The organism is Enterobacter sp. Ap-1006, assembly GCF_011752835.1.
In the GTDB taxonomy this organism is placed as follows: Bacteria; Pseudomonadota; Gammaproteobacteria; order Enterobacterales; family Enterobacteriaceae; genus Cedecea.
In genome coordinates this window covers 161,438-186,576 of sequence record NZ_VWWU01000005.1, presented here as the reverse complement: position 1 = coordinate 186,576, position 25,139 = coordinate 161,438, and the positions used below count along the sequence as shown (strand labels likewise).

Here is a 25,139-nt window from a genome sequence, read left to right as displayed (position 1 = left end):
GTCTCCTGTTTACTGCGCCAGCGGCTTCACGAAGCGGTCGGTCACAAACTGGCTATAATCGGTGGCAACCGCCGGCACTTTACCCTGCTCTTTCAGGAAGTGCGCGGTGTCCACGATAGCTTTATTCACCGGGCCGCTAAGCTGCTCAACCTGCTGCTTCGCCGTCAGGTAGGTATTGCCCTTCACCAGCCCAGGGACGTCGCTTTCCGGTACGCCGCTCAGGCGCGAAAGCTTGCTCAGGTTGTCCGGCTGCTGAAGCCAGCCGTCAGGGTTGTCGAGGTAGCCTTTCTGAGCCGCAACGGCGCTGCGGGCAAAAGCGGTGACCACATCAGGGTGTTTTTCAGCAAAGTCTTTACGTACGACCCAGACGTCGAGCGTCGGGGAGCCCCATTTGCCCACCTGCGCCGAGTCCGTCAGCACGTTGCCGTCTTTTTCCAGCTCGTTCACCGCCGGAGCCCAGACGTAAGCGGCGTCGATATCCCCGCGCTGCCACGCGGCAATAATTGCCGGAGGCTGAAGATTTAGAATTTGAACCTGATCCGGCTTGATGCCCCAATGTTTGAGGGAAGCCAGCAGGCTGTAATGGGTAGTGGAAATAAACGGCACTGCGATGCGTTTGCCGATCAGGTCCTGCGGCGTTTTGATGCCTTTTTTGACCACCAGCGCTTCAGAGTTACCGAGCTGGGAGGCCAGGAGGAAGACTTCAATCGGTACGTTTTGGCTGGCGGCAACGGCCAGCGGGCTGGAGCCGATATTGCCGATTTGCACATCGCCCGAGGCGAGCGCACGCACCACGCTCGCGCCGCTGTCGAACTTACGCCATTCCACTTTCGCCCCGCTGTCTTTGGCAAAAGCGTCGTCGGCTTGCGCAACTTTGGCGGGTTCGGCGGAGGTTTGGTACGCCACGGTGACGTCCACCGCGTGGGCCTGAGCCGCAATTAGGGCCAGTGCAACCAGCCAGAGTGAGTGTCGTTTTGCTGCCATGATTCTGCTCCTGTCTCGGGGGAGAGAGCAGTATTTCCAACGGCAACGATTCCATAAAAGAATAAAAAATTATCGCTAATGCCTTTCCGTCCTTAGAAAAAAAGTGGGCAAGGTTAGCTGCTGAGCGGGAATAACGCCGCCCGCAGAAGGCGGGCGGGCAAGAGTCATATTAACTTAAGTCAAATCAACGTTCTTACTGCCAAAACACCAGGTCATGATAAACCCGGCCACATAGGCGATCACAATCCCGGCAACGTAAACCGCCATCCCGGCGAAGATCCCCTGATGGGAAGTCATCAGCGGAATCGACACCAAACCTGACGGCCCAAACACCGTATTCAGTCCGACGGGCAGCCCCAGCCAGGCCACCAGCCCGATAAAGAACCCGCCGATGCCTCCGCCGATACAGGCGGTGATAAACGGCTTCAGGCGCGGCAGCGTCACGCCGTAAATCAGCGGCTCGCCAATGCCCAGCAGGCCGGGAATAATCGCCCCTTTGATTTGCGTACGCAGGACCGAACCTTTCGGCGAACGGGCAAACAGGGCCAGCGCCGCCCCAACCTGCCCCGCACCGGCCATCGCCAGAATCGGGAACAGCGAGTTAAAGCCCTGGGCATCCATCAGCGCGAAGTAGACCGGGACAAATCCCTGGTGAATACCAAACACCACGGCAATCAGGAACAGCCCGGCCAGAATCGCCGTGCCGAACGGGTTGCCGTTCAGGTGCATAAACAGCCAGGACATGCCTTTGAACAGCTCGCCGCCGATGGGCATGATCGCCACAAAAGTGATCGCCCCGGTGATCAATAAGGTGATCGTCGAGGTGAGGATCATATCCAGGTTGTCCGGGATCATCCGTCGAACCTGCCGTTCGATCCACGCCCCGAGCATACAGGCCAGCAGCACACCAATAATGTTGCCGCGCGGGTCGATAGCCAGCCCGAAGAAGGTATCCATCCCGGCGTAGTAACCCACTTTGCCTTCAGGCACGTAGCGCAGAATAAACAGCGAGGCGACGATCGCCCCGTTCACGCCGGTGCCGCCGAAAGCTTTCTGGGTGTTGAAGCCAATCAGAATGCTCAGGAAGGTAAACAGCCCGATGCTGAACACCTTCATATAGGCAATAAGCTGGGGCAGCCAGGCCGCAGGCGCTGTTCCTTCAACGATCAGCGTTTGCTGCAGCAGCGTAGCAATACCCAGCAGCAGCCCGGCGGCGATAAAGCCCGGGATCAGCGGCGTAAAGATGGTGGCAAACTTGGTGAGGAAGTTATGCACCGCGCTGTTCTGCTTCGCCTTCATCTGCTGTTTGTTCTGGCTGGCGAGCGCGGCCAGGTCCGCGCTTTCGCCACGCTCCGGCTCGCTTAAGCCCTCCTGCTTTAACAGGCCATTCATCAGATCGCTGGCAGTTTGTGCTTTGCCGGGGCCGAGAATAATTTGCAGCTGGTCGTCGCCGTTGACCACGCCCATCACGCCGGGGATTTTCTTCAGGTCGTCGTGCTGAACGAGATCTCTGTTTTTGAGCGTCAGCCTGAGGCGCGTCATGCAGTTGCCGCAGACAAGGATATTGCCGCTGCCGCCCGTCAGGCGCAGGATGTCTTCCATCATCGAGCCGGTGATTTTCGCCATAGCTACCCGTTTAACCCCCGCAATGCTTCACGTATAAAACCTTGTTTTTTCGCCAGCAGATCGCTTGCCTCTTCGGCTGACAGGCCGCTCAGCAGCATGAAGATCGCCGTTTTGCAGTGGCGGCGGCAGGCGCTAAGCGCGGCTTCGGCCTGCTCCGGGCTGCATTCGGTCGCCGCCACCACGATATTGACCTGGCGCTGGATCAGCTTGGCGTTGGTGGCTTCCACATCCACCATCAGGTTGCCGTAGACTTTGCCGCTGCGAATCATCGACCCGGTAGTGATCATATTCAGGATCAGCTTTTGCGCCGTCCCGGCCTTCATGCGTGAAGAGCCGGTGACGATTTCCGGGCCGACGACCGGTTCAATGGCGATATCCGCCGCCAGGCTCATTTCGCTGCCCGGATTACAGGAGATCGCGGCGACGGTGGCACCCACGCTTTTTGCATAGGCCATAGCGCCCAGTACGTAAGGCGTGCGCCCGCTGGCGGCAATTCCTACCAGCACGTCACTCGCGCTAAAGTTCAGGTTACGCAGATCCTGCTCACCCATTTCACGGTTGTCTTCGGCGTTTTCTACCGCCTGCAAAATGGCCGGGTGCCCACCGGCAATCAGCCCGACGACCTGCTCACGCGGCGTGCCAAAGGTTGGCGGGCACTCACTTGCATCCAGGATCCCCAGACGGCCGGACGTTCCTGCGCCGCTGTAAATCAGCCTGCCGCCCTGGGCGAAAGCCGCCACCACTTTATCGACAACCTGAGCGACCTGCGGCAGCGTGGCTTCCACCGCCAGCGGCACCTGCTTGTCTTCGTTATTAATAACTTTAAGCATCTCTAAGGTGGGCAGAGTGTCGATTTCCGCGCTGGCCGGATTGCGGCCTTCGGTGACCAGTTTGGTTAAGTTAATTTTCATCGGGGCATCCGTTGTGTGTGTTCTGTTGTGCATAGTATGGAATATTTTATTCCATGTGCGTGAACACAATCACGAATATTTTATTCCACGACAAAGGGAATAGCAGAATAACTCGGGCGAGAAAGCCGCCCTTGCGGGCGGCAAAAGAGGGAATCAGGCGATGCGGGTAAAACCGGCTTCCAGGTCGGCAATCAGTTCTTCAACGTTTTCCAGGCCAATATGGACTCGCACCAGCGTGCCGCTGAAATCCACCTTACCTGCCGGACGAATGTCGTTCAGCTCTTCCGGCTGGTTGGCCAGGATTAGTGACTCAAACCCGCCCCAGGAATACGCCATATGGAACAGCGTAAAATTATCCAGGTAACCCGCAAGCTGCTCGTCCGTCAGGCGCTGTTTTAGCACAAAGGAGAACAGGCCGGAGCTGCCGGAAAAGTCGCGTTCGAAGAACGCATGTCCCGGACATTCAGCCAGCGCGGGATGGTTAACCCGTTCCACCAGCGGATGAGCCGACAGCCAGCGGGCAATCGCGAGGCTGCTTTCCTCATGCTGCTTCAACCTCACCCCCAGCGTGCGCAGGCCACGGGCAGCCATATACGCCGTATCGGCATCCAGCGTCTGGCCCATCAGGTACGAGTTTTCACGCAGGCGATCCCAGCAGCGTTCGTTGGCAACAGCCGTCCCCAACATGCCGTCCGAATGGCCGATGGTGTATTTGGTCCCGGCCTGAATCGAGATATCCACGCCATAATCCAGCGCACGGAAAAGCACCCCGGCGGCCCAGGTGTTGTCCAGCATGACAACAATTTCCGGGTTAACGGCGCGAATCGCCTTAATCATCCCGGGCACGTCCTGAACCTCCATGGTAATTGAGCACGGAGATTCAAGAAAAACGACGCGGGTATTGGGCTGGATAAGTTCAGCGATTCCGGCGCCAATCAGCGGATCGTAATACGTTGTTGAGACGTTGAATTTGCTCAGGATCTTGTTGCAGAAATCCTGAGTTGGCTCGTAGGCCGCGCCGGTCATCAGGATATGATCTCCGCCGCTGACAAAAGCCAGAATCGCATTGGTGACCGCCGCCGCGCCGCACGGATAAAGCGAGCACCCGGCACCGCCTTCTAACTCCGTCATCGCCTTCTGGAAGGAAAAATGCGTCAGCGTGCCTCTGCGGCCATAGAACAGCTCGCCGTTTGCCCGGTTGGCAGTGGCAAATTTTTTGGCTTTCACGCTGTCAAATACCAGCGAGGACGCGCGCTGGATGACCGCGTTTACCGCCCCCTGGGTGTAGCGTTTTTCACGCCCGGCGACGATCAGCTGAGTTTCAAGATGACTTTTCTGTTTCATAAAATTCTCCCGTTATTTCCTGATTCATTCCATTCAGAGGGCTTAGCCAGCGAGGCTGTTTGCGGCCAGCGGAGCGCTGGTTTCCGGTTCACCACGTTTCTTTCCGGCGAAGCGTTCAACGATTTGTGCCGCATTAAGATCGTGGATCACGTTGATAAGCGTGGCCGGTGCATCGGTAATGGTGCCAAGCACCACCAGCAGCGGGATGGCTTCCATCGGCAGCCCCAGCGTCGTGACAATAAAGATCTCCCCGAGGAACGCGCCGCCCGGCACGCCGCCAACGATAATGGCCGACAGCACGGCAATCAGCATCGCGAGGAAGAAGGTTTCGCTGGTAAACGGCAGGCCAAGAACTGAATAGATAAAGACGATTTTCAACGCGGCAATCATCGCCACGCCGCCTTTATTGAGGTTCACCAGCAGCGGAATCGAGACATCGACAATTTCAGGGTTGATGCCCATTGCCTTGCCCGCACGCAGCGTAACCGGCAGAGTACCGAGCGAAGAGCAGGTCCCCAGCGCGGTCGCGGAAGGTTCAATCGCGTGTTTCCAGAACGCTTTTACTGCCGGAAGCCCGCCGCCAATCCACGAATAGAAAATGGAGCCAAGCACGTAATAGATAAGCGTTGTCGCCATAAATAACCCGATGGCGCGAGCGAAGGTCATCAGCAGCGAAGCATCCTGGCTCGCCATGGTTGCAGCGAAGTAGCAGCCCAGGCCGACAGGTGCCACCTTCATGATAATAGAGACAATTTTCATGATAACGGTGTTGGCGTCCTGCAGCAGAGCGGCGATGCGTTTACCCGCATCCGCCGACTGACCAATCGCTACACCGGCGATAATCGCAATCACGATCAGCGCCAGGATGTTCGACTTGGAGAACAACCCGACAAAGTCGCTGGTAGTCACCATGCTGACAAAATCCATTTCCCCCGAGCCACCTTTCACCGAATGGGAAAGATCGATGGTCACGCCCTGAGCCGGGTTGTACCAAAGCGCCAGCAGCACAATGCCTGCGGCGGGAATAAGCGCCATGGCGATGGAAACAATAAAAATAACCACCATGATGCGCCCCAATCTTTTAAGGTCGGTCATACCGGCAATAGAAGACATCACGCTGACGCCGACCAGCGGCACAATAATCATAAACAACAGGTTGAGGAATATTTGACCGACTGGCTGTAATTTAATGGCGTAAGTCGGGGCATAAATACCCAGCAGGCCGCCGACAATAAGAGCAAATAAAAGAACAAAGGAAGATTTGTAGGGTTCGAGGCGTGTCCACATAAAGGATACCTTCTCAATAAAAGTAATAATAACTGGGACGAAAATCACAATTATCAGCTGCTGTAATTAAATCCCCGGGATTTTGTGATTCAAATCACGAATGATGTATAAAATTCATTTTCTCACTTCTTTATTTACTACATCGCAATAGTTACACTTTTAAAATTCGATTGGTATGGGGAATTAATACCGTTTTCGCAAATCACTTGTGAATAAAAGGAAAAAATGAGCGCGCCAATTTCACTCAAGCATCTCGAGGTATTCGTCAAAATTATTGATTGCGGCGGGCTGTCTGAAGCGGCAGCACAGCTCAGCGTGTCGCCTTCGGCGGTGAGCAAGAGCCTGGCGGCGCTGGAGGATTTGCTGGGCACTACGCTTATCAAAAGAACAACCCGCAGCATCACGCTAACCGATGCGGGGCAATATTTGTTTAACCGCGCTAATAAGTTAATTAAAGAATTCGACGATACGCTAAATACCACATCAAGCTATTACAACAATCCGCAGGGTGAATTGCGCATCACCTGTTCTATTGCGTTTGGCTACGCCAGGCTGGTCAACCTTGTTGATAAATACCGGGCGAACTTCCCCGATGTGAATCTTTATATTGACCTCAACGATAACTTTATTAATCTTAATGAATCTGACTTCGATATCGCCCTGCGAATATCCACCTCTCCGCCGCAAAATTACGCCATGCGCAAACTGGCTCCCGTACGCTGGGCTTACTGTGCCACCGCAGACTACCTCAGCAAGAAAGGGATGCCGGGCAAACGCACGGATCTGGTCACGCACGACTGCCTGGTTTACCCTGGGTTAACGCCGCAGATAAAAACTACCGATGAGCATGAACGGCAGCACCTGCTAAAAATGCGCACGCCAATCCAGGCCAACAGCAGCCTGGTCCTGCTTAAATCGGTGCTGGAAAACCAGGGCGTTGCCTACCTGCCTACCTACCTGATTGGCGACCATATTCAAAAGGACGAGCTAACTCCGCTGCTGCTGGACGGTATCATCACCTACGACACCCACGCGCTGTACGCCCTTTATTTCCCGAGCAAATACAGCAACCCGAAGGTTCGCTCGTTTATTGATTTCCTGGTGGGGGAGCTTTCGCCGCAGCCGGCATGGGATAACTGGATCCCTTGATTATTCCCTTTAGTTTTTATGTGTTATTATTCGCCCGTTTACTCAACCAAAGTCACTCAGAGGCCTGATGCTGGAGAATGTCATCATCCGATAATCAGTTTCCCGCCCACCAAAGGACGGACTGATTATCACTGCGCTTAATCCGTATGCGAACACACGCGTTGTGTTGGCACGTTTAGCACATGATGATGAAAAGGTTTTTCAGCATGAATTTATCCCGTCAGGAACAGCGTACCCTCCACGTTTTAGCGAAAGGGGGACGAATCGTTCACACTCGCGACCAGTCAGGCCGCGTCACAGCCGTTGAATGTTATTCCCGCGAAGGGTTGCTGTTGAGCGACTGCACGCTGGCCGTGTTCAAAAAGCTCAGGACCAAGAAGCTGATTAAATCCAGCAACGGACAACCGTACCGGATCAACACCAGCGGGCTGAACAACGTTCGCGCCCAGCCGGATAACAGGTAATTGACGAAAGCCTGGATGAAACTGGCGTTTTGAAGGGCTGAAACAGATAACGGGCCACCCGGCCCGTTGAGACTGATGACAAACCTCATGCGGATAAAATTCTGCAATTTGTCGCCAGAAAAATAAACTGGAGAATCAATGCATTGATTTTCGGCTGCTCACCACAAAGAGGGAAAAACCGCGCTTTTTCCTTCTTTGTCTGCAACTTTAACGGGCCGCATGGCCCGTTATTTCAGTGTTCGAGCTCGGCGGCCCGGGATTCCTCTTCGCAATACTGGTTAAAACGTTCGCAGAACCACATTTTTTGCTCGCGGCTCATGTTGCCGGTCACGGCCTGGAGATTCACCTGCTGCCCCGAAGCCTGCATACGCGCGAAGCTGCGCGCCAGAAAATCAAAATTCTTTACTGCCTGTAGGTCTCTGTTCATCAGCATATCCCTCTGTGAGTTAACTTTTGGGTAAGTCATATGCTTCTGGTTTCAGTATCGACCCGATGACGATTGTTTTTTGAACAATGAATGCGTTTTTGGCAAAAGGAGCGGAACGCCAGCTGTCAGTACCCGGAAACAGAACGCTGACGCAACGCCTGCCACAGCAAAACAATCGCCGACAAAGCCAGCCACGGCAGGAGCAGCTCGTTAAGTTTTTCCCAGCCAAGCCACTCGAGTAATGCCCCGGCGCTTAAAGAACAGCTCAGGCCAACAATAAAGATAGTCATATCGTTAACTGCCTGCGCAACGCCCTTTTCCGTTGCAGAAAATGTGGTGGTTAGCAGGGCAGTCCCGCCGATATAAAGGAAGTTCCACCCCAGACCAACGAAGATCAGCGCGCTGGCAAACGAGGTGAGGCTAGTTCCCGTCAGCGCCAGCAGAATATGGCAGCCAAATAGCGCCACACCGGACAGCATCACGCGAATACTGCCGAAGCGGGCAATCAGTTTGCCGGTAATGAAAGAGGGGAGAAACATCGCCAAAACATGCAGTTGAATAACGCTAGAAGTTTGCGCCAGCGAATGGTGGTGGTGCGACATCGCCAGAGGCGTAGCCGTCATCGCCAGAATCATGATGCCGTACCCGGTTGCCGCGCTAAAAAGCGCCGTCAGATAAGCAGGCTGCCTGATAACCGTCCCCCAGGGCCGCGCCGGGGCATAATTAGCGGCGGCTTCCCGGCTCGCGGGAGCGGAAAGACGGGCAAGCAAAAGCACCGCCACAGAGGAGATCCCGGCCAAAATAATGAAGGATCCCAAATAGCGTGGGGTCATGAGATCGCTGCCGAATCGGGCAAGTAATGGTCCCGCCAGCGCCGCCACAATCCCACCCGTCATGACCAGTGAAATGGCCTTTGGCCGGAAGGCATCGCTGGCCACTTCGCTGGCGGCGAAACGATAGAACTGAGCAAAAGATTGATACACCCCCACCAGCAGTGTGCCAACGCACAGCAGAAGAAATGAGGCAGACATAATCCCTAAACCCGCTATCACACCGCCACTTACCCCCGCAGCAGCTCCGGCCATAAATCCTGTTTTTCGTCCCACTCTGGCCATCCACAGCGAAGCGGGAAATGTCGTCAGCGCGGTACCGAGGAACATCGCGGCGATAGGTGCCGTCGCAAGCCCAGGTGAAGGGGCCAGCCGCCCACCCGCCAGGCCGCCAATTGTCATCACCAACACTGAGACGGTCTGAAAAATTGCCTGGGCACCCACCAAAAGGAGCACCTGGCGGTACATGTTTTTATATGACATCGGATTTATCCCGTATAACATTGAGCTGGTTACCGACGAAAATCCTTTCTCTTCAGGTGGAATTTTTCGTCCTATTACGCCATCATTTAAACATTCAATTGAATGATTGAATGTTGCTGTTAACGAGGTGAAGAGTCAATGAGCCAGCCGGAAAAATTTTTGTATTCGCACCTCGGCGAACTGGCGAGGTTGCTGGGCAATGGCGCGAGGATTGAAATTCTGGAGCATCTTGCCGGAGGAGAACTGTCCGTTGATATGCTGTCCGGACTGACGGGTATGTCCACGGCCAGCACCTCGCAACACCTGCAAAACCTTCGAAAGGGCAACTTTGTGACCTCCCGGCGCGACGGTAAACATATCATTTATCGGCTGGCTGACGGCCCGGTCAGAAGCGTGATTGCCAGCCTTCGCTGCTTTGCTGAATACCACAGCGAGGCTATTCGCAGCATTGCTGCCGACTTCCAAAATGCCAGTGAGAGACTGGAACCGGTTGGTCGGGATGAGTTGTTAAGTCGCCTGGAATCCGGCGCCGTGACGCTGCTGGACGTCAGGCCAGAGGACGAATTTGGCGATGGTCATCTTCCGGGAGCCCTGAATATTCCACTTAAAGAGCTGGAAGCACGCCTGGCCGAACTGCCCAAAGATAAAGAAATTGTCGCCTACTGCCGGGGCGCGCACTGTATTCTTTCCGTCGAAGCAGTCGAGTATCTTCGTCGCAAAGGCTACAAGATACGCCGCTTTGATGCCGGGTACCCGGAATGGGTGGCTGCAGGTCTGGAGACTGAGGCTTAGCGCCGCCGCACCGGCTTTGTAAGCTGCGCCGCCTCCAGCGTTAACCTTGCGGCAGCAAATCTGTCGCTGCGCACGGCAAGGACCTCCTTTTCCCACAGCGGATTCAGCGGAACGTGGTAGCCCGCGTTCTTGGCCTGCAGCACCAGCTCCGCAAGATCGTCTTTGTTTTCAATAATGCACAAAGGCGCGAAGCGTCCGATTTTATGGGGCAGCGCGAACGTGGCCGGGTAGTTGCTCTCAGGATCGGTAACCGGGTTGGCGCTGTCCGTGGCGTGATGTACCACTTTTTCTCCGTTCCCCACCAGCGCCTGGTTCAGCACGCCAATCATCCGGCGGGCGCGCTCGCTCGTGTTGCCTGTGTCCTCGTCGCTCTTGCGGTAGAAACTCGCCGGGTTGTCATAGTCCCCGCGCAGCGCCTGGTGCTCAGGCAGCGTGCGGTAATTTTCCAGCCGCTGGCGAAATACCTGATGGGACACATCCGGCACCTGCAAATTATCCTCAGGCCCTAACTCGCTGACGTGCGGGGCGATGACCAGCAGATCATAATCCGCGGTGAAGGGCCGGGCTTCAGCGTGTGGGGCAAGCACCTGCAAGGGTGCACCGTGATGGGAAATTTGATACTGCGCTTCTCCGCTGCCCGGCAGGCGCCGGGCCTCAAACGCATAAGGCTCCCCCCCTGGCCCGCTGGCCCTGAGATGACTCACGCCGCCGGCGCTCTCAGGTGACAGCTTGTCGATAAGCCCCTGTTCAAACAGGTCGTGCAGGCGGCTCTGGGAAACTTCCAGTGGCACGGCTGCGGCATGCCCGTCAACAATGCAGGCCTGCGTTTGCAGGTTAAACTTCGCGATTCGCTCGGGCGAGGCGTTCTCCAGCTTGCTGAACCGCTGCTCCACGCAGATAAACCCCGCCTGCGGCCCCCACGAGGCGCTTTTCCCCTTGATGTGAAATCCTTTGGTCGGATAGCCGGCCTCAATCAGCGCCGTTGCCAGCTTGTCCACCGGGCGAACGCCAATGATGCAATTGTGTTCCGAGGCGACTTTTTGAAGCGGAATAAGGTGCTCAGGCACGATGCCGGTTTTGTCTTTGATGTGCGAGACAAGCTGCGAGAGATCCGTGCCGGGCGTTTGACTCGCTATGGACAGGTGAAGTTCTAAAGGGCGATACGCCGCAGGGAGGGATTCAACTTTCATTTTTACGGCCAGGCTCCCGGCGATAAACAACAAGCCATTGAGGCTGCGACCGGGAAAAGGCGGCCGGGGCAGCATCACGCGAAAACATCACCCAGGTGAATGCTCGCGGATTGCCCCGCCGCCCTGGTTCCGGTTAAGTCTTGTCTTTCACCGTTTCGGTTCCACCGTTATTTTTCACCGAGGCAATGCCTTTATCCCGGGATTGCTCCGTGGCGTACATCTGGCTGGTGCCAATCACCTGATGATTGCCGGCCTTGAGGTTGAAGTAGAACTTCCCGTTGCTGGCAATCTTCTTGTCGTAGCGCTCCTCCAGCGGGCTGTTGGTGCGCACGGAGGCGATGCCGTTGTCCGCCGAGGCGCGGGTTTTATACAGCTCGCTGGTGAGCACCACTTCGCCATTGCCCGCCTTGAGCACGAACTTAAACTGCCCGTCGCTGCTTTTGCTTAATTCGAACCAACCAGACATGTTAACTCCTTGATTAAAATCATAAACAGTTAATAGATTGGGTGAACGTCAAAAACAGTATGTACGAAAAACAAACAAATAGCCCACCCCGCCAGCGCCCTGGCGGGACAAATGTCCCGGCCACGATGCGGATTTAAGATCCCGCTGGCAGTTTTCACGCTAATCTGTGGGCAACGCGGGACGGGCGTCCTGTCCTTATTTGACGGGAAATTTTATAGTGAACACCATGAAAAACGAGAGCAGGCCCGGCGACTGGCTGAACGTCATTGAACGCGTGACCGGCGACCCGGTGCTGTATGAGCTGCTGAAGTACTGCCCGCTGGATATTCTGCGCAGCTGGCAGCTAAAACATTACCCACGCGGCTCGCTGATTTTTCGCCAGGGTGAAATATGCGATGAGTTTCACCTGATCGTTAAAGGAGAAATCGACGTTTTCACCACCGCCGACGACGGGCGAAAATATTCCCAGGCGCGCTATAAAAAAGGCGACATTCTGGGAGAGCTGGAAATCTTCGAGCGGCGGCAATACATCTGCTCGGTAGAAGCGGTTAGCGACGCGGCACTTTTAGTGCTGACGCGGGAAGAATTTATTCGCTGGCTGGGGTTAGACAATTACTTTAATCAAAAAATATTACAGGCCGTGAGCGATCAATATTATCAGCTCTCCAAAAAGGCCGGGGAAGACATTCTTTATTCGTTACATCAGCGTCTTTGCCTGGTGCTGTGGCAGAAATACCAGCAAATACAGGGCAGTATTCCGCTTAATAAGCAGCAATTAAGCGAGCAGTTTGCGGTGGCTCCGCGCAGCATTAACCGCATTTTATCCGAACTGCGGGAAGACAATATCATTGCGATTCACGGCGAGCAGATTCAGGTTCTCGACCCTCAGCGCCTGCGCCAGCACGCCGAACATTAAATAACAGCAGCCAATCCTGAGCCATGCCAAATGGCTCGTTTAACGCCAGGTAACTATCATGACCCAACTCCAGCCCCATATCCGGCTCAGCCGGGAGATGACGCACGCCCGTTATGCGCTCCTGCCGGGCGATCCGAAACGCGTGGAACACGTCGCGCAGTTTCTGGACAACGTGGAAGACTTCGGCAGCAACCGGGAATATCGCGCCCTGCGCGGCTGGTTCCGCGGCGTGGAAGTGCTGGTGATGTCCACCGGCATGGGTGGGCCTTCTACCGCCATCGCCGTGGAAGAGCTGCGCCAGATTGGCGTCACCAACCTCATCCGCATCGGCAGCTGCGGGGCGATGCAAAACCACATCCGCCTCGGCGACCTGGTGATCGCCACCGCCGCCGTGCGGGACGAAGGCACCAGCCAGATGTACATCGACAAAGGCTACCCGGCCTGCGCGGACATCGGCCTGGTGCACCACCTGACTCAGCAGGCCAAACGCCTGGGCTACGTCAGCCACTGCGGCTATGTGCGCAGCCACGACAGCTTCTACACCGAACGCGAAGACGAGATTAACCAGTTCTGGTCCGGCAAGGGCATTCTGGCTGCGGATATGGAAACAGCACCGTTGATGGTAGTTGGCGCATTGCGCGGTTTGCGCATCGCCTCCGTGCTTAACGTGGTGGTTGAGCACAGCGGCAATCTGGAAGAAGGCATTAACAACTACCAGCAGCAGGAACACTCCTGCCTGCAGGGTGAATCCCGCGAGATTTTACTCGCCCTCGAAGCGCTCTACCTTGACAGCCAGGAGCAGTAATCATGGATTTCTTCAGTATTAAGAATGTGATGGTCACCATTCCGCTCGGCGAGGGCGGCTACGCGCTGTCGTGGATCGAGGCCATCGGCACCGTCTTCGGCCTGCTCTGCATCTGGTTCGCCAGCAAAGAGAAGATCATCAACTACCTGTTCGGCCTGATTAACGTCACTCTGTTTGCGGCGATCTTCTTCCAGATCCAGCTTTACGCCAGCCTGCTGCTGCAGGTGTTCTTCTTCGCCGCCAACATTTACGGCTGGTATGCGTGGAGCCGCCAGAACGAGGCCAACGAGGCCGCGCTGAAAATCCGCTGGCTGCCGCGCAGCAAGGCGTTCACGCTGGCGGCAGTTTGCCTGGTCGCCATCGCGCTGATGACTTTCTTCATCGACCCGGTCTTCGCCGTGCTGACCCATATTGCGGTGGGCATTATGCAGAGTGTCGGCGTTGCAGTTGAGATGCCAACTCTCCAGCCGGATGCCTTCCCGCTATGGGATTCCGCGATGCTGATCCTGTCGATTGCCGCGATGGTGCTGATGACGCGTAAATACGTCGAAAACTGGCTGCTTTGGGTGGTTATCGACGTGATTAGCGTGGTGATTTACGCCATTCAGGGCGTGTATGCCATGTCGCTGGAATACATCCTGCTGACGGCGATTGCGGTAATGGGATCTATGGCGTGGATCAAGAGCGCCAGAATGATTGGCTCCCGGCCGCTGGCTTAAATCGTTTTATTCAGTTTAAGGGCCGCTAAGCGGCCCTTTTGCTATTCAGATATATCTCATTTATCAAGCCGGATGAAAATTAAAGGCTTTTTAAAAATCTCGCGATTTTCAGCGACCGCTTTCAACTCCCTCAGCGTATTCATCTACACTTTATTTCAGGCACAGCAGCGAGATAATTTTTAACGATCGTTAGCAGGTCTTTTTCACTCTCTCTTTTTACTGCCTTATCCGTTTTTATTTTCATTCAGGCCGCTCCCTTTAATCGCTCAAGACCACAGGATAACCTCATGAAAATATTGTTTTTAAAAATCTTCACGCTGAATTTCAACCCACAATTTTACCTATCAGAGCAATCAAACAACTCGCAAAACAGTTTGTTATAACCAGCTGAGTGCCGCGCATAAGCCCGCAGCACAAAATTTTGCGACATCTGTTTTTTGCACCTTCTAATTAAAGTACGGGGTTAAACGATGAATAAGTTAAAAACATTAAAACTGGCGCTGGGTATTGCCGCCCTCGCCTGCACCGGGCTGGCACAGGCCGCCACTGTCGCAATGAACACCGTCGACGCCAGCGGCACTTCCACCCCGGCGGGCACCATTGAATACCACGCCACCCAGTACGGCGTGGTCTTTACGCCGAACCTGAAAGGCCTGCCGCCGGGCATTCACGGCTTCCACGTTCACACTAATCCGAACTGCGGCCCCGCCATGCAGGACGGCAAAATGGTGGCTGGCCTGGCGGCCGGCGGCCACTTAGATCCGGCCCACACCGGCAAGCATGAAGGCCCGTGGGGCAACGGCCACCTCGGCGACCTGCCTGCGCTGTACGTCGACAGCGACGGCACCGCGACCTACCCGGTGCTGGCTCCTCGCCTGCGCATGTCTGACTTAAAAGGCCACTCGCTGATGATCCACGCCGGCGGCGACAACCACTCTGACCACCCGGCAATGCTCGGCGGTGGCGGCGCACGTATGGTTTGTGGAGTGACGTCATGAGCAAGCGTGTTTTAACGGCGGCGTGTTTCACGCTGATGATGGGCGGGCTTCCGGCCCTGGCGAACGCGGCTGATACCTCCATCGACGCGCCCAAAGGCGAGCACCTGCAAACCGAGCTTTATGCCCGAGGCGTGCAAATCTACCGTTGCGCGGCGGCGGACGCCGAGGCCAAAACCGGGAACTGGGTATTCCAGGCCCCGGAAGCCGACCTGTTCAGCGACAAAGGCCTGAAGCACCTCGTCGGCAAACACTTCGACGGCCCGCACTGGCAGGCCACGGACGGCAGCGTGGTAGCCGGCACGCTAAGCGCCACTCGCCCGTCGAAAGATAAAGGCTCGATTCCATGGCTGCTGCTAACCGGCACATCCGAAGCGCAGCCAGGCCTGTTCGCCAACGTGAGCAGCATCCAGCGCGTGGACACCCGTGGCGGCGTAACCGGCCCCACGGTTTGCGACCCGGCGACCTTTGGCGCAACGCTGAAAGTGCCTTATACGGCGACTTATAAGTTTTATACGAAGTAGCGGCATGCAAAGTCCTGGCTGAAAGGCCGGGGCTTTGTGCTGATGGAGTTGTCTTCAGGGGAACGGGCGTTCACTGATATTTTATCAGCTCCCCTTTTTCGCTTAATCGATATTGACCATCACGAAAAATAACTACTGTATTTTTATATCTATCTTGCCACACCGTAAAAGCTTTATCTTTATCGATGCAATTTAACGGTGGCTCCAGATCGTCAAAACATAGCCGATCGTAACCATCCGTTTCTACATAACCGTCCCCAAAATACCAAAATATAATTTCAAAAAAAGCATCTTTCCCTGTACCTGGAACATCATATTTTTCTTTGAGCATATCTTTATTTTTCAACCACCAGTGTACTTTACCTTTATTTGTTAAGGGGAAGTTCTTCACTAAAATGTGACTGTAACTATTTCTCTTATGAACTGCAACAATTTCTACCGGTCGAAATGCTAACCATAAGCAATATCCTGCCAATAGACCAGCAGCTAGAAATTTCAGTCCCCTTATTATGTTACCTTTCAATTTAATCACTCCAAAAAACTGACTAAAAGCTAAAACATTTTCTGTTTATTCAAAACTGCAGACATTATATTCTAATATTCAAGCCTGACAATCTTACCGTTCTCTTCCTCTCGATAAATAGCATCATCCACAGTAAATGTAATTCCTCTGTTTTTACTATTCCTTATAGTAAAAACAGAGTTTTTATCAATGCAGTTTATTTTTGGATTTATATCATCAAAACAGAGCCTGTCATACTTACCCTCTTCTTTATAGCCATCTTTAAATATCCAAATAGTGATAGTAAAACCCCCATAAGATGCAGGCTTTGGAATATCATACTTTGCTTTAAGTGCATCCTTATTTTTTAACCACCAATAAATCTTACCTTTGTCCGTGAACGGAAAGCTTTTGACCAAAATACTGCTGTAGTTATTTCTCTGATGAACAGCGACGATTTTAACGGATCGAAAGAACAGCCATAAGCAGTATACCGCCACTATACATCCAGCCAGACAGAACAAACCCACCATCATTTTATTTTTTAACTGCATTTCGCCGCCCAATAATATGAATAGTGGCTTCCATATTGGTAATAAAGGGTTTGAAGGCAACTCGCTGTAGCGTTGCAGGACAAACCATATACGAAATAATCGAATACTTTTAAATTTTATTTTTAAAATATCATCATCATCCAATCCAAAATGGTCCTGAACTTTATAGTGAACATTAGCGTGATATTGTTCGTTATCAATCGTTAGGGACTTAATTGTGATATGCGTTGCCCAGGTATCATGCACGGTAATTCCCATACCATTCACCCGATCCCGAAGACGATCGAATTTTGGTAGTATTCCGTTCATAATTGTTTCTGTTAGCTCATTTTTATATTTTGCAGGATAACATCTACGCTCCCAATCAATTTGGATATCAAAAACTTTCTTCAGACGGAGCCGCGTACTGTTTTCCTCCGAGCGATCGTTCAATATTTGCTCCTCCAGCGCACTATTCAGTAATGGATGACTGAAGGGCTTCCCGCCACACTTTTGCATGTGCGTGATCATTAGTTCGATCAAAGATGTGTAAGGACCGTTCCACGAAAAAGGACGTGATAAATACCGGAACTCATCAAAGAGGATGCGAGCGCACTCCCAGTTTGTCAGTTTTTTTACCTCCTTCTTAGGGCGAAAGAACTGCACCATCGGATGCTCATATGAAGGGATCTCCGTCAACGTGTAAGGATTTACACTTATAGAAATATCTGTCAGGTGGAATTTTGCCTTCAGATCGATTTCGGACAGATCGCCGGACTTCATATCTTTGGCGTTTTTGTCATCCATCTTTTTCTGGGTTTCAAATATCTTGCAGGGAAATTGCAATGCCGACATAAATCACGTCCTTGTATATTTTGGTCTCTACCATCCCGGTAGCCAGGCATGATAAGCAGCCACTAGCCGCTGTGTAAATTTTGTACATTATTAAGAGTCTGAATTCAGATTTCTTAATTGCGATTTTGTTCATATCAGAAATGTTGATTTACGTCGTTCCCCAGCGCCACTGCTAGATCGGAGCCGGTACCCTGAAAGGCCTGCCGCCGGGCATTCACGGCTTCCACGTGTACACTAATCCGAACTGCGGGCCAGGCATGCAGGACGGCAAAATGGTGGCCGGCGCGCTAAGCGCCACTCGCCCGTCGAAAGATAAAGGCTCGATTCCGTGGCTGCTGCTGACCGGCACTTCAGACGCACAGCCGGGCCTGTTCGCCAATTTGAGCAGCATCCAGCATGTGGACATTCGTGGCGGCGTAACCGGCCCCACGGTTTGCGACCCGGCGACCTTTGGCGCGACGCTGAAAGTGCCTTACACGGCGACTTATAAGTTCTATACAAAGTAGCAGCCTGCGAAGTCCTGGCCGGAAGGCCGGGGCTTTGTGCTGATGGAGATGTCTTCAGGGGAACGGGCGTTCACTGATATTTTATCAGCTCCCCTTTTTCGCTTAATCGATATTGACCATCACGAAAAATAACTACTGTATTTTTATATCTATCCTGCCACACCGTAAAAGCTTTATCTTTATCGATGCAATTTAACGGTGGCTCCAGATCGTCAAAACATAGCCGATCGTAACCATCCGTTTCTACATAACCGTCCCCAAAATACCAAAATGTAATTACATAAAAACCATCCTTGTCTGGCCCTGGAGCACCATATTTTTCTTTGAGCATGGCTTTGTTTTTCAACCACCAGTGTACTTTCCCTTTTTTTGTAAAAGGAAAATTTTTCACTAATACATCGCTGTAACTATTTCTCTTATGAACTGCAACAATTTCAAATGGTCGAAATGCTAACCATAAGCAGTATCCTGCCAATAGACCGCCAGCTAGAAATTTCAGTCCCCTTATTATGTTACCTTTCAATTTAATCACTCCAAAAAACTGACTAAAAGCTAAAACATTTTCTGTTTATTCAAAACTGCAGACATTATATTCTAATATTAAAGCCTGACAATCTTACCGTTCTCTTCCTCTCGATAAATAGCATCATCCACAGTAAATGTAATTCCTCTGTTTTTACTATTCCTTATAGTAAAAACAGAGTTTTTATCAATGCAGTTTATTTTGGTATTCATATCACCAAAACAGAGCCTGTCATACTTACCCTCTTCTTTATAGCCATCTTTAAATATCCAAATAGTGATAGTAAAACCCCCATAAGATGTAGGCTTTGGAATATCATACTTTGCTTTAAGTGCATCCTTATTTTTTAACCACCAATAAATCTTACCTTTGTCCGTGAACAGGAAGTTCTTGACCAAAATACTGCTGTAGTTATTTCTCTGATGAACAGCGACGATTTTAACGGATCGAAAGAACAGCCATAAGCAGTATACCGCCACTATACATCCAGCCAGACAGAAAAAACCCACCATCATTTTATTTTTTAACTGCATTTCGCCGCCCAATAATATGAATAGTGGCTTCCATATTGGTAATAAAGGGTTTGAAGGCAAACTCGCTGTAGCGTTGCAGGACAAACCATATACGAAATAATCGAATACTTTTAAATTTTATTTTTAAAATATCATCATCATCCAATCCAAAATGATCCTGAACTTTATAGTGAACCTTAGCGTGATATTGTTCGTTATCAATCGTTAGGGACTTAATTGTGATATGCGTTGCCCAGGTATCATGCACGGTAACTCCCATACCATTCACCCGATCCCGAAGACGATCGAATTTTGGTAACCTTCCTCTCATTATCGCATCGGTCAAATCCTTTTTATGTTGTGCCGGATAGCATTTATTATCCCAATCAATTTTGGCATCAAATACATTTTGCATTAGAAGCCGCGTACTGTTTTCCTCCGAGCGATCGCTCAATATTTGCTCCTCCAGCGCACTATTCAGTAATGGATGACTGAAGGGCTTCCCGCCACACTTTTGCATGTGCGTGATCATTAGTTCGATCAAAGATGTGTAAGGACCGTCCCACGAAAAAGGACGGGATAAATACCGGAACTCATCAAAGAGGATGCGAGCGCACTCCCAGTTTGTCATTTTTTTTACCTCCTTCTTAGGGCGAAAGAACTGCACCATCGGATGCTCATATGAAGGGATCTCCGTCAACGTGTAAGGATTTACACTTATAGAAATATCTGTCAGGTGGAATTTTGCCTTCAGATCGATTTCGGACAGATCGCCGGACTTCATATCTTTGGCGTTTTTGTCATCCATCTTTTTCTGGGTTTCAAATATCTTGCAGGGAAATTGCAATGCCGACATAAATCACGTCCTTGTATATTTTGGTCTCTATCATCCCGGTAGCCAGGCATGATAAACAGTCGCTTGCCACTGTGTAAATGTTGTACATTATTAAGAGTCTGAATTCAGATTTCTTAATTGCGATTTTATTCATATCAGAGATGTTGATTTACGTCGCTCCCCAGAGCTCTACGACAAATTGCCTCATTAAAAGGCCATGAATTATCCTCAATAAAATTCATTCTACTCACCGGGGCAGACAACAATGAAAATACTAAAAAGCGGTATCCGCGACGTAATTGCCAGCGACGACGTCACCGTTGTGGAGCCGGTCAACCTCTACGAATGCACGCTGCAGAGCGGCGTATTCGTCGGGCCTTTTGTTGAGATCCAGCGCCACTGCTAGATCGGAGCCGGTACCCTGAAAGGCCTGCCGCCGGGCATTCACGGCTTCCACGTGCACACTAGTCCGAACTGCGGGCCAGGCATGCAGGACGGCAAAATGGTGGCCGGCGCGCTAAGCGCCACTCGCCCGTCGAAAAATAAAGGCTCGATTCCGTGGCTGCTGCTAACCGGCACCTCAGAGGCCCAGCCAGGCCTGTTCGCCAACGTGAGCAGCATCCAGCATGTGGACATTCGCGGCGGCGTAACCGGCCCCACGGTTTGCGACCCGGCGACCTTTGGCGCGACGCTGAAAGTGCCTTATACGGTGACTTATAAGTTCTATACGAAGTAGCAGCATAAAGCCCTGGCCTTACTGCCAGGGCTTTATGCTGCTGGGATCAATTCAGAGAGTAAGCACTAATTCGGGTGCTGAATACTTATTCCGCCGGAAGCGTTCTCCGTGATAGAAAACTCTGCTGTGACCAGATGAGAGGAAGAATTATCAGATTTTACATCGTAAGCGACTGAGTATTTTTTGCCGGGAGAGAAGGTAAAACCAAAGGCGGGCAGACAGTCTCCCTTCGCGACATAAACTGGAGCATCATCGAAAGTCTTGTACTGCACGTTCCCATGCCCTTCGTTAATTTGTACGGCCGTTATGCGCTCGCCGCTGCCAAGCGGAGACACCACGCAAACAATATTACCTTTGGCCACGACTTCTGCAGGCTGACGCGGCACCATTCTGTCGCCCGGACCAGGACACCCGGCCAGCAAGAGCACGGCAGCGGCTAACAAACATTTTCTCATAGCGTTGTTCTCACCTTCCCTGTGACTATTTTGCGATACAGCACCGGAACTTCACGGCTACTGTCTGTACCTCTGTATTTCCCCATCCGCCCGGGCCTTTGGTAGTAGGACCACGCGTCTATACCATAAACCAATAACAGCCAGTAATCCGCTAAAATGGAGGCCTGCTGCTCCAGGGAATAATCTGTTAGCGCCTCTTTATCTAATTTATAGGTATATTCAGCCGCCCAGCTAAAAGCCCCCCTTAGCCTTACCCATTGCCCGTGTTGATGTTGCCACACATGGACCAGCTCATGGATAAAAACATATTTATCTTCAAGAAAGACGCTGCCAGATGAGAAATCATCTTTATACATCGTCTTGCGGTACCACAATTCTCCGTTTGGCGTCATCGCGTAGTTTTGTTTCTGCAGGCCGAACGGGAGATAGCTGTCGCAATGAATCCATACTCGGCTGTAAGAAATTGAATCGCCGAAAACCCGGCGAGCCATTGCAATTTCGCCCAATGTCATTCTTCTGAGGCTGCCCTCTTCCGCCTGTGCGCTCATTCCTTTTCCTTAAGGTTTGCTTTTCCACAGCATAAAACCAACGCTCAATATAATCTATGTCCCGATTTCTTATTTTTCGATAGTCAGAATTTGGCGCTTAGAAATTTATGGGATAAAAAAATGTTATGTAGCCGGTGGTTCCAACAAAGTTGTGGCCGTTGGACAGTGACTTTTGTCTAATGGAGACCACTTTATTCGCCAGGACAAACCAAGATGAAAATCCTGAAAAGCGGCATCCGCGACGTGATTGCAGCGGACGACGTCACCGTTGTGGAGCCGGTCAACCTCTACGAATGCACGCTGCAGAGCGGCGTATTCGTCGGGCCTTTCGTCGAGATCCAGCGCCACTGCGCGATCGGAGCCGGTACCCGGATCCAGTCCCACTCATTCCTGTGCGAAAACGTCACCACCGGCAAAAACTGCTTTATCGGCCACGGCGTCACCTTTGCCAACGACCTGTTCCGCAGCGGCAGGCCAGACCCCAACCCGGAGAACTGGATAGCCATCACCCTCGGCGATAACGTCACCATAGGCAGCGGCAGCACCATTCTGACGGAGCATATTTGCAGCGGCGCGGTGATCGGCGCAGGCAGCGTGGTGACGAAAGATATTCTGGTGGCCGGGGTTTATGTTGGGAGCCCGGCGAGACTGGTGCGGGCGTTTTAAATCGCCTCAACTTTACCCATCAAAAGCTACGTTTCTCGTAGTATCCAACCTTCTGAATTACTTATAGATTAACTTATAAAGTAAGTAAGAATTCTATAAGAATGAACAGGAGGGAATCATGAATAAAGGTTGGCATCCGGCGGATATCATCGCCGGCTTACGCAAGAAAGGAACATCCCTGGCGGCACTTTCCCGAGAATCAGGCCTAGCCTCTTCAACGCTGGCAAATGCGCTTACGCGACCTTGGCCGAAAGGTGAGTTTTTGATAGCTAAGGCGCTTGAGGTTCATCCGAGTGAGATATGGCCTGAGCGGTATGTTGGGGAAGATGGGGAGATTGTTGATCGGGAGAGATCTATTCGCGGGAGTCGAGAGTAAGTGCGTTCACCAGCAGCATAACCACTTCGCGTTGAATTACTTTGGAGCAGGCCGCTTATGTGCGGCTTTTTTTATTTGGCTGGGTGCGAAGGCCGGACTCGCAAAGCAATACTAACGCAATGTTTTTTATGTATATTTATTTTATTAATTAAAACAAAGACCACCAAATTTCCCCTTTAGCGTTTAGTGCTATAAAAGCACTTTACTTTAGATTTCCTCGATTGGGTCATAAAACAATCATCCAATTCTTAAAAAACATTGCTAGTAGAGAAAGTCATTAGATAAGGTGGGGGATGAACTTTTCCTGATGGTATGGACACATGTGGAACGATGTAGAAACAGCGGACGACTTACTGAATTTTAAACTAATAGCAAGCATTGCAACGCGCCTTGTCTTCGAATCTAACGGAGAACCGGTATCTATAGGTATCTCAGGAAAATGGGGGACGGGAAAATCCTCACTTGTCAAAATGATTGGTGAAAAACTTCAAAAAGAAGGGTCTAAAGAAGAATATGTCTTCTTAGAATTCAATGCATGGCTCTATCAAGGTTACGATGATGCAAAATTAGCGCTACTGCAATCTGTCTCAGATAAAATACTATCAATAGCAGAAGACAGACAGAGTTTTGTCGACAAGGCCATTTCTTTCGCTAAAAGAATAAATTATTTTAGAGCATTAAAAATTGCAGCTCCAGTCATATCTGGGGCATTAGTTGGAAGCACTATTGGTGGCCCTATTGGTGGGATATTAGGCGTGGTTAGTGGGATTGCTTCTGCGGGAAAAGTCACTAATGATGATATAGAAAAGCTAAAAGATGGTTATTCTAAGCTATCTCCAGAGCTCAACGGTTTATTAAGCCCTGAACAATCAACATCACTGCCAAGACAAATAGAAGAGCTCAGGCTTAGCTTAACGAGCTTATTAAAAGAATTAAATATAACATTAGTTGTATTAGTTGATGATTTAGATAGATGCATGCCAAACACTGCAATATCTACTTTAGAGGCTATGAGATTGCTTTTATTTGTCCCTCAAACTGCGTTCATTATTGCAGCAGATGAAGGTATGATCCGCAGTGCCGTGCGCTCCCATTTTTCGCAGACAGATCTTGATAGCGATCTTGTTACTAATTACTTTGATAAATTGATACAAGTTCCACTCAGAGTTCCAAGACTTAGTACTAATGACGTAAAAGCCTACGTGGTCATTCTATTGTCAGAGCTTGCAGTAAGACATAAAATAATCCCCAAAGATAATGCTGAAACTGCAAAAAAAATCATACTGGAAAAGGCGAAGAGATCATGGCAAGGATTATTAACTAAAAAAGATTTGCAAGAAGCTTTTGCCGATTATTCATCTGCTCTCGAAAAAGAAATATCTATAGCCTTGGAAATATCTGAAATACTATCGAGCACGAAAGAAATAGCAGGAAACCCAAGACTAATAAAAAGATTCCTTAACAACTTGATTATACGGCAGCAAATAGCAGAAGAGCAAGGATTAGCTATTTCTTTTGAAGAACTAGTTAAAATGCAATTATTTGAACGATGTGCTACTTCAACTGCTTTTGATTATCTTGCACGGGCAGTTACTGAGAGTGAGGATGGAAAACCAAGCTTCATTGCTAAAATAGAGAAAGATTTACAAAAAGGTAACCCATACACAGCACCAGATATAAGCTGGAGTAATCCATTCATTGAGTCGTGGCTAGGAATTAAACCTAGTTTATCATCAATTGATTTACGCCCATTATTATATCTCAGCCGAGAAAAATTCATATCGATATCCAGCATCGATGAAATGAGCGATAATGCAAGAGCATTGTTAGAATCAATAATAATTTCTGATGATATACTTGATATACTTTCCGAACAACTTAGGCAAGTGGGCGAAATAGAAGCAGAAAAAATACTGACTAAGTTAAAAGTTAAGTGCAGGTCAGAACAATGGAGCTTTGAATACCTCAAGAAATGTCTATTTGTCGTTTCAGAATACGAATCCCTGAGCAATGAATTGATTTCCATACTTAAAGAAATACCAGCAAATGTACGTCCAGCTCCGTTGGTTCCGTTAATTTTTAAATATCCATGGGCAGCTGAAACCCTTGAATCCTGGAAAAACGATCCAGACACTAATAAACCTACAATCAATGCTATAAAGTTGAAAGCAAGGAGATAA

General features: G+C 51.0%; 29 protein-coding genes and 2 pseudogenes. 14 read left to right on the top strand and 17 right to left on the bottom strand.

All coding sequences use genetic code 11. The annotated features are described in order from the left end of the window. Positions 1-9: 9 nt before the first annotated feature. The 5 genes from tauA to F3J28_RS16740 all read right to left on the bottom strand — a co-directional run bounded on the left by tauA (position 10) and on the right by F3J28_RS16740 (position 6,152). Positions 10-984, bottom strand: a complete 975-nt coding sequence (gene tauA / locus F3J28_RS16760; RefSeq protein WP_166877979.1) for a taurine ABC transporter substrate-binding protein — start codon at positions 982-984, stop codon at positions 10-12. A 174-nt stretch (positions 985-1,158) separates the two neighbouring features. After that, positions 1,159-2,610: a PTS N-acetylmuramic acid transporter subunit IIBC gene (gene murP / locus F3J28_RS16755; protein WP_166877976.1), complete on the bottom strand. Its 1,452-nt coding sequence runs from the start codon at positions 2,608-2,610 to the stop codon at positions 1,159-1,161. A 2-nt stretch (positions 2,611-2,612) separates the two neighbouring features. Beyond that, positions 2,613-3,521: an N-acetylmuramic acid 6-phosphate etherase gene (murQ, locus tag F3J28_RS16750; RefSeq protein WP_166877973.1), complete on the bottom strand. Its 909-nt coding sequence runs from the start codon at positions 3,519-3,521 to the stop codon at positions 2,613-2,615. A 153-nt stretch (positions 3,522-3,674) separates the two neighbouring features. Then, a complete protein-coding gene (gene metC / locus F3J28_RS16745; RefSeq protein WP_166877970.1) occupies positions 3,675-4,865 on the bottom strand; it encodes a cystathionine beta-lyase in 1,191 nt (396 codons plus the stop codon). A 42-nt stretch (positions 4,866-4,907) separates the two neighbouring features. Beyond that, on the bottom strand, positions 4,908-6,152 hold the full coding sequence (locus tag F3J28_RS16740; RefSeq protein ID WP_166877967.1) for a dicarboxylate/amino acid:cation symporter: 1,245 nt from the start codon (positions 6,150-6,152) through the stop codon (positions 4,908-4,910). 225 nt (positions 6,153-6,377) lie between these two features. Between F3J28_RS16740 and F3J28_RS16735 the strand changes: the two genes are divergently transcribed. Continuing rightward, positions 6,378-7,301, top strand: a complete 924-nt coding sequence (locus F3J28_RS16735) for a LysR family transcriptional regulator (protein WP_166877964.1) — start codon at positions 6,378-6,380, stop codon at positions 7,299-7,301. Positions 7,302-7,507: 206 nt separating this feature from the next. Further along, positions 7,508-7,765: a YjhX family toxin gene (locus F3J28_RS16730; protein WP_166868601.1), complete on the top strand. Its 258-nt coding sequence runs from the start codon at positions 7,508-7,510 to the stop codon at positions 7,763-7,765. 232 nt (positions 7,766-7,997) lie between these two features. On the opposite strand, the gene F3J28_RS16725 is transcribed toward F3J28_RS16730, so the two are convergent. After that, the gene (locus F3J28_RS16725) at positions 7,998-8,198 is read right to left on the bottom strand and encodes a glycogen synthesis protein GlgS (RefSeq protein WP_205247231.1); all 201 of its coding nucleotides are present in this window, start codon (positions 8,196-8,198) and stop codon (positions 7,998-8,000) included. Positions 8,199-8,317: 119 nt separating this feature from the next. Beyond that, a complete protein-coding gene (locus F3J28_RS16720) occupies positions 8,318-9,505 on the bottom strand; it encodes an MFS transporter (protein ID WP_166877958.1) in 1,188 nt (395 codons plus the stop codon). 138 nt (positions 9,506-9,643) lie between these two features. Here F3J28_RS16720 and F3J28_RS16715 point away from each other — a divergent pair, with 138 nt between their 5' ends. Beyond that, positions 9,644-10,297 (top strand): ArsR/SmtB family transcription factor, encoded by a 654-nt coding sequence (locus tag F3J28_RS16715; RefSeq protein ID WP_166877955.1) that lies wholly within the window; start codon positions 9,644-9,646, stop codon positions 10,295-10,297. Here the strand turns inward: F3J28_RS16715 and F3J28_RS16710 are convergent. After that, entirely contained in the window at positions 10,294-11,487 is a 1,194-nt protein-coding gene (locus tag F3J28_RS16710) for an anthrax toxin-like adenylyl cyclase domain-containing protein (protein ID WP_286178283.1), read from the bottom strand. The genes F3J28_RS16715 and F3J28_RS16710 overlap by 4 nt on opposite strands. Before the next feature lie 133 nt (positions 11,488-11,620). Further along, entirely contained in the window at positions 11,621-11,953 is a 333-nt protein-coding gene (locus F3J28_RS16705; protein ID WP_166877952.1) for a YegP family protein, read from the bottom strand. 217 nt (positions 11,954-12,170) lie between these two features. Between F3J28_RS16705 and F3J28_RS16700 the strand changes: the two genes are divergently transcribed. From F3J28_RS16700 to F3J28_RS16680, 5 genes are all read left to right on the top strand, one after another. Further along, positions 12,171-12,869 (top strand): Crp/Fnr family transcriptional regulator, encoded by a 699-nt coding sequence (locus F3J28_RS16700; protein ID WP_502706912.1) that lies wholly within the window; start codon positions 12,171-12,173, stop codon positions 12,867-12,869. Between the two features lie 58 nt (positions 12,870-12,927). Next, a complete protein-coding gene (locus tag F3J28_RS16695) occupies positions 12,928-13,674 on the top strand; it encodes a nucleoside phosphorylase (RefSeq protein ID WP_166877949.1) in 747 nt (248 codons plus the stop codon). Between the two features lie 2 nt (positions 13,675-13,676). Further along, positions 13,677-14,393 (top strand): nicotinamide riboside transporter PnuC, encoded by a 717-nt coding sequence (pnuC, locus tag F3J28_RS16690; RefSeq protein ID WP_166877946.1) that lies wholly within the window; start codon positions 13,677-13,679, stop codon positions 14,391-14,393. A gap of 470 nt (positions 14,394-14,863) precedes the next feature. Next, a complete protein-coding gene (gene sodC / locus F3J28_RS16685; RefSeq protein ID WP_166877943.1) occupies positions 14,864-15,391 on the top strand; it encodes a superoxide dismutase family protein in 528 nt (175 codons plus the stop codon). Further along, complete coding sequence (locus F3J28_RS16680) at positions 15,388-15,912, top strand: DUF3455 domain-containing protein (RefSeq protein WP_166877941.1); 525 nt, start codon at positions 15,388-15,390, stop codon at positions 15,910-15,912. Before sodC ends, F3J28_RS16680 begins: the two co-directional genes overlap by 4 nt. 70 nt (positions 15,913-15,982) lie before the next feature. Here the strand turns inward: F3J28_RS16680 and F3J28_RS16675 are convergent, their stop codons facing one another. From F3J28_RS16675 to F3J28_RS16665, 3 genes and pseudogenes are all read right to left on the bottom strand, one after another. Next, positions 15,983-16,441, bottom strand: coding sequence for a DUF943 family protein (locus tag F3J28_RS16675; RefSeq protein ID WP_166878349.1), 459 nt, complete (start codon positions 16,439-16,441; stop codon positions 15,983-15,985). 65 nt (positions 16,442-16,506) lie between these two features. Continuing rightward, complete coding sequence (locus tag F3J28_RS16670; protein ID WP_166877938.1) at positions 16,507-16,968, bottom strand: DUF943 family protein; 462 nt, start codon at positions 16,966-16,968, stop codon at positions 16,507-16,509. A 99-nt stretch (positions 16,969-17,067) separates the two neighbouring features. Then, positions 17,068-17,754 (bottom strand): annotated as a pseudogene (locus F3J28_RS16665) (YPO3983 family protein); the annotation flags it as partial. Between the two features lie 275 nt (positions 17,755-18,029). Here F3J28_RS16665 and F3J28_RS16660 point away from each other — a divergent pair. After that, a complete protein-coding gene (locus F3J28_RS16660; protein WP_502706911.1) occupies positions 18,030-18,308 on the top strand; it encodes a DUF3455 domain-containing protein in 279 nt (92 codons plus the stop codon). Between the two features lie 70 nt (positions 18,309-18,378). Here the strand turns inward: F3J28_RS16660 and F3J28_RS16655 are convergent, their stop codons facing one another. The 3 genes from F3J28_RS16655 to F3J28_RS16645 form a co-directional block, all read right to left on the bottom strand. Further along, complete coding sequence (locus F3J28_RS16655) at positions 18,379-18,837, bottom strand: DUF943 family protein (RefSeq protein ID WP_166878346.1); 459 nt, start codon at positions 18,835-18,837, stop codon at positions 18,379-18,381. A gap of 71 nt (positions 18,838-18,908) precedes the next feature. Then, on the bottom strand, positions 18,909-19,364 hold the full coding sequence (locus tag F3J28_RS16650) for a DUF943 family protein (RefSeq protein ID WP_166877935.1): 456 nt from the start codon (positions 19,362-19,364) through the stop codon (positions 18,909-18,911). Next, positions 19,348-20,199: a YPO3983 family protein gene (locus tag F3J28_RS16645; protein WP_166877932.1), complete on the bottom strand. Its 852-nt coding sequence runs from the start codon at positions 20,197-20,199 to the stop codon at positions 19,348-19,350. Before F3J28_RS16645 ends, F3J28_RS16650 begins: the two co-directional genes overlap by 17 nt. Positions 20,200-20,443: 244 nt before the next feature. Here F3J28_RS16645 and F3J28_RS16640 point away from each other — a divergent pair, with 244 nt between their 5' ends. Both F3J28_RS16640 and F3J28_RS16635 read left to right on the top strand, forming a co-directional pair. After that, positions 20,444-20,584 (top strand): hypothetical protein, encoded by a 141-nt coding sequence (locus F3J28_RS16640; RefSeq protein WP_286178279.1) that lies wholly within the window; start codon positions 20,444-20,446, stop codon positions 20,582-20,584. Positions 20,585-20,590: 6 nt separating this feature from the next. Next, a pseudogene (locus tag F3J28_RS16635) lies at positions 20,591-20,914 on the top strand (DUF3455 domain-containing protein); the annotation flags it as partial. 65 nt (positions 20,915-20,979) lie between these two features. Here F3J28_RS16635 and F3J28_RS16630 read toward each other — a convergent pair. Together F3J28_RS16630 and F3J28_RS16625 are read right to left on the bottom strand one after the other, a co-directional pair. Next, entirely contained in the window at positions 20,980-21,369 is a 390-nt protein-coding gene (locus F3J28_RS16630; protein WP_166877930.1) for a putative T6SS immunity periplasmic lipoprotein, read from the bottom strand. Next, complete coding sequence (locus F3J28_RS16625; protein ID WP_166877927.1) at positions 21,366-21,917, bottom strand: type IV secretion protein Rhs; 552 nt, start codon at positions 21,915-21,917, stop codon at positions 21,366-21,368. The genes F3J28_RS16630 and F3J28_RS16625 overlap by 4 nt, the downstream gene beginning before the upstream one ends. A 213-nt stretch (positions 21,918-22,130) precedes the next feature. Here F3J28_RS16625 and F3J28_RS16620 point away from each other — a divergent pair, with 213 nt between their 5' ends. The 3 genes from F3J28_RS16620 to F3J28_RS16610 all read left to right on the top strand — a co-directional run bounded on the left by F3J28_RS16620 (position 22,131) and on the right by F3J28_RS16610 (position 25,139). Continuing rightward, positions 22,131-22,583: an acyltransferase gene (locus F3J28_RS16620; protein ID WP_166877924.1), complete on the top strand. Its 453-nt coding sequence runs from the start codon at positions 22,131-22,133 to the stop codon at positions 22,581-22,583. 118 nt (positions 22,584-22,701) lie between these two features. Next, positions 22,702-22,959 carry a helix-turn-helix domain-containing protein gene (locus F3J28_RS16615; protein WP_166877922.1) on the top strand — a complete coding sequence of 86 codons (258 nt, stop codon included), beginning with the start codon at positions 22,702-22,704 and terminating at the stop codon, positions 22,957-22,959. Positions 22,960-23,279: 320 nt separating this feature from the next. Then, positions 23,280-25,139 (top strand): KAP family P-loop NTPase fold protein, encoded by a 1,860-nt coding sequence (locus tag F3J28_RS16610; protein ID WP_166877919.1) that lies wholly within the window; start codon positions 23,280-23,282, stop codon positions 25,137-25,139.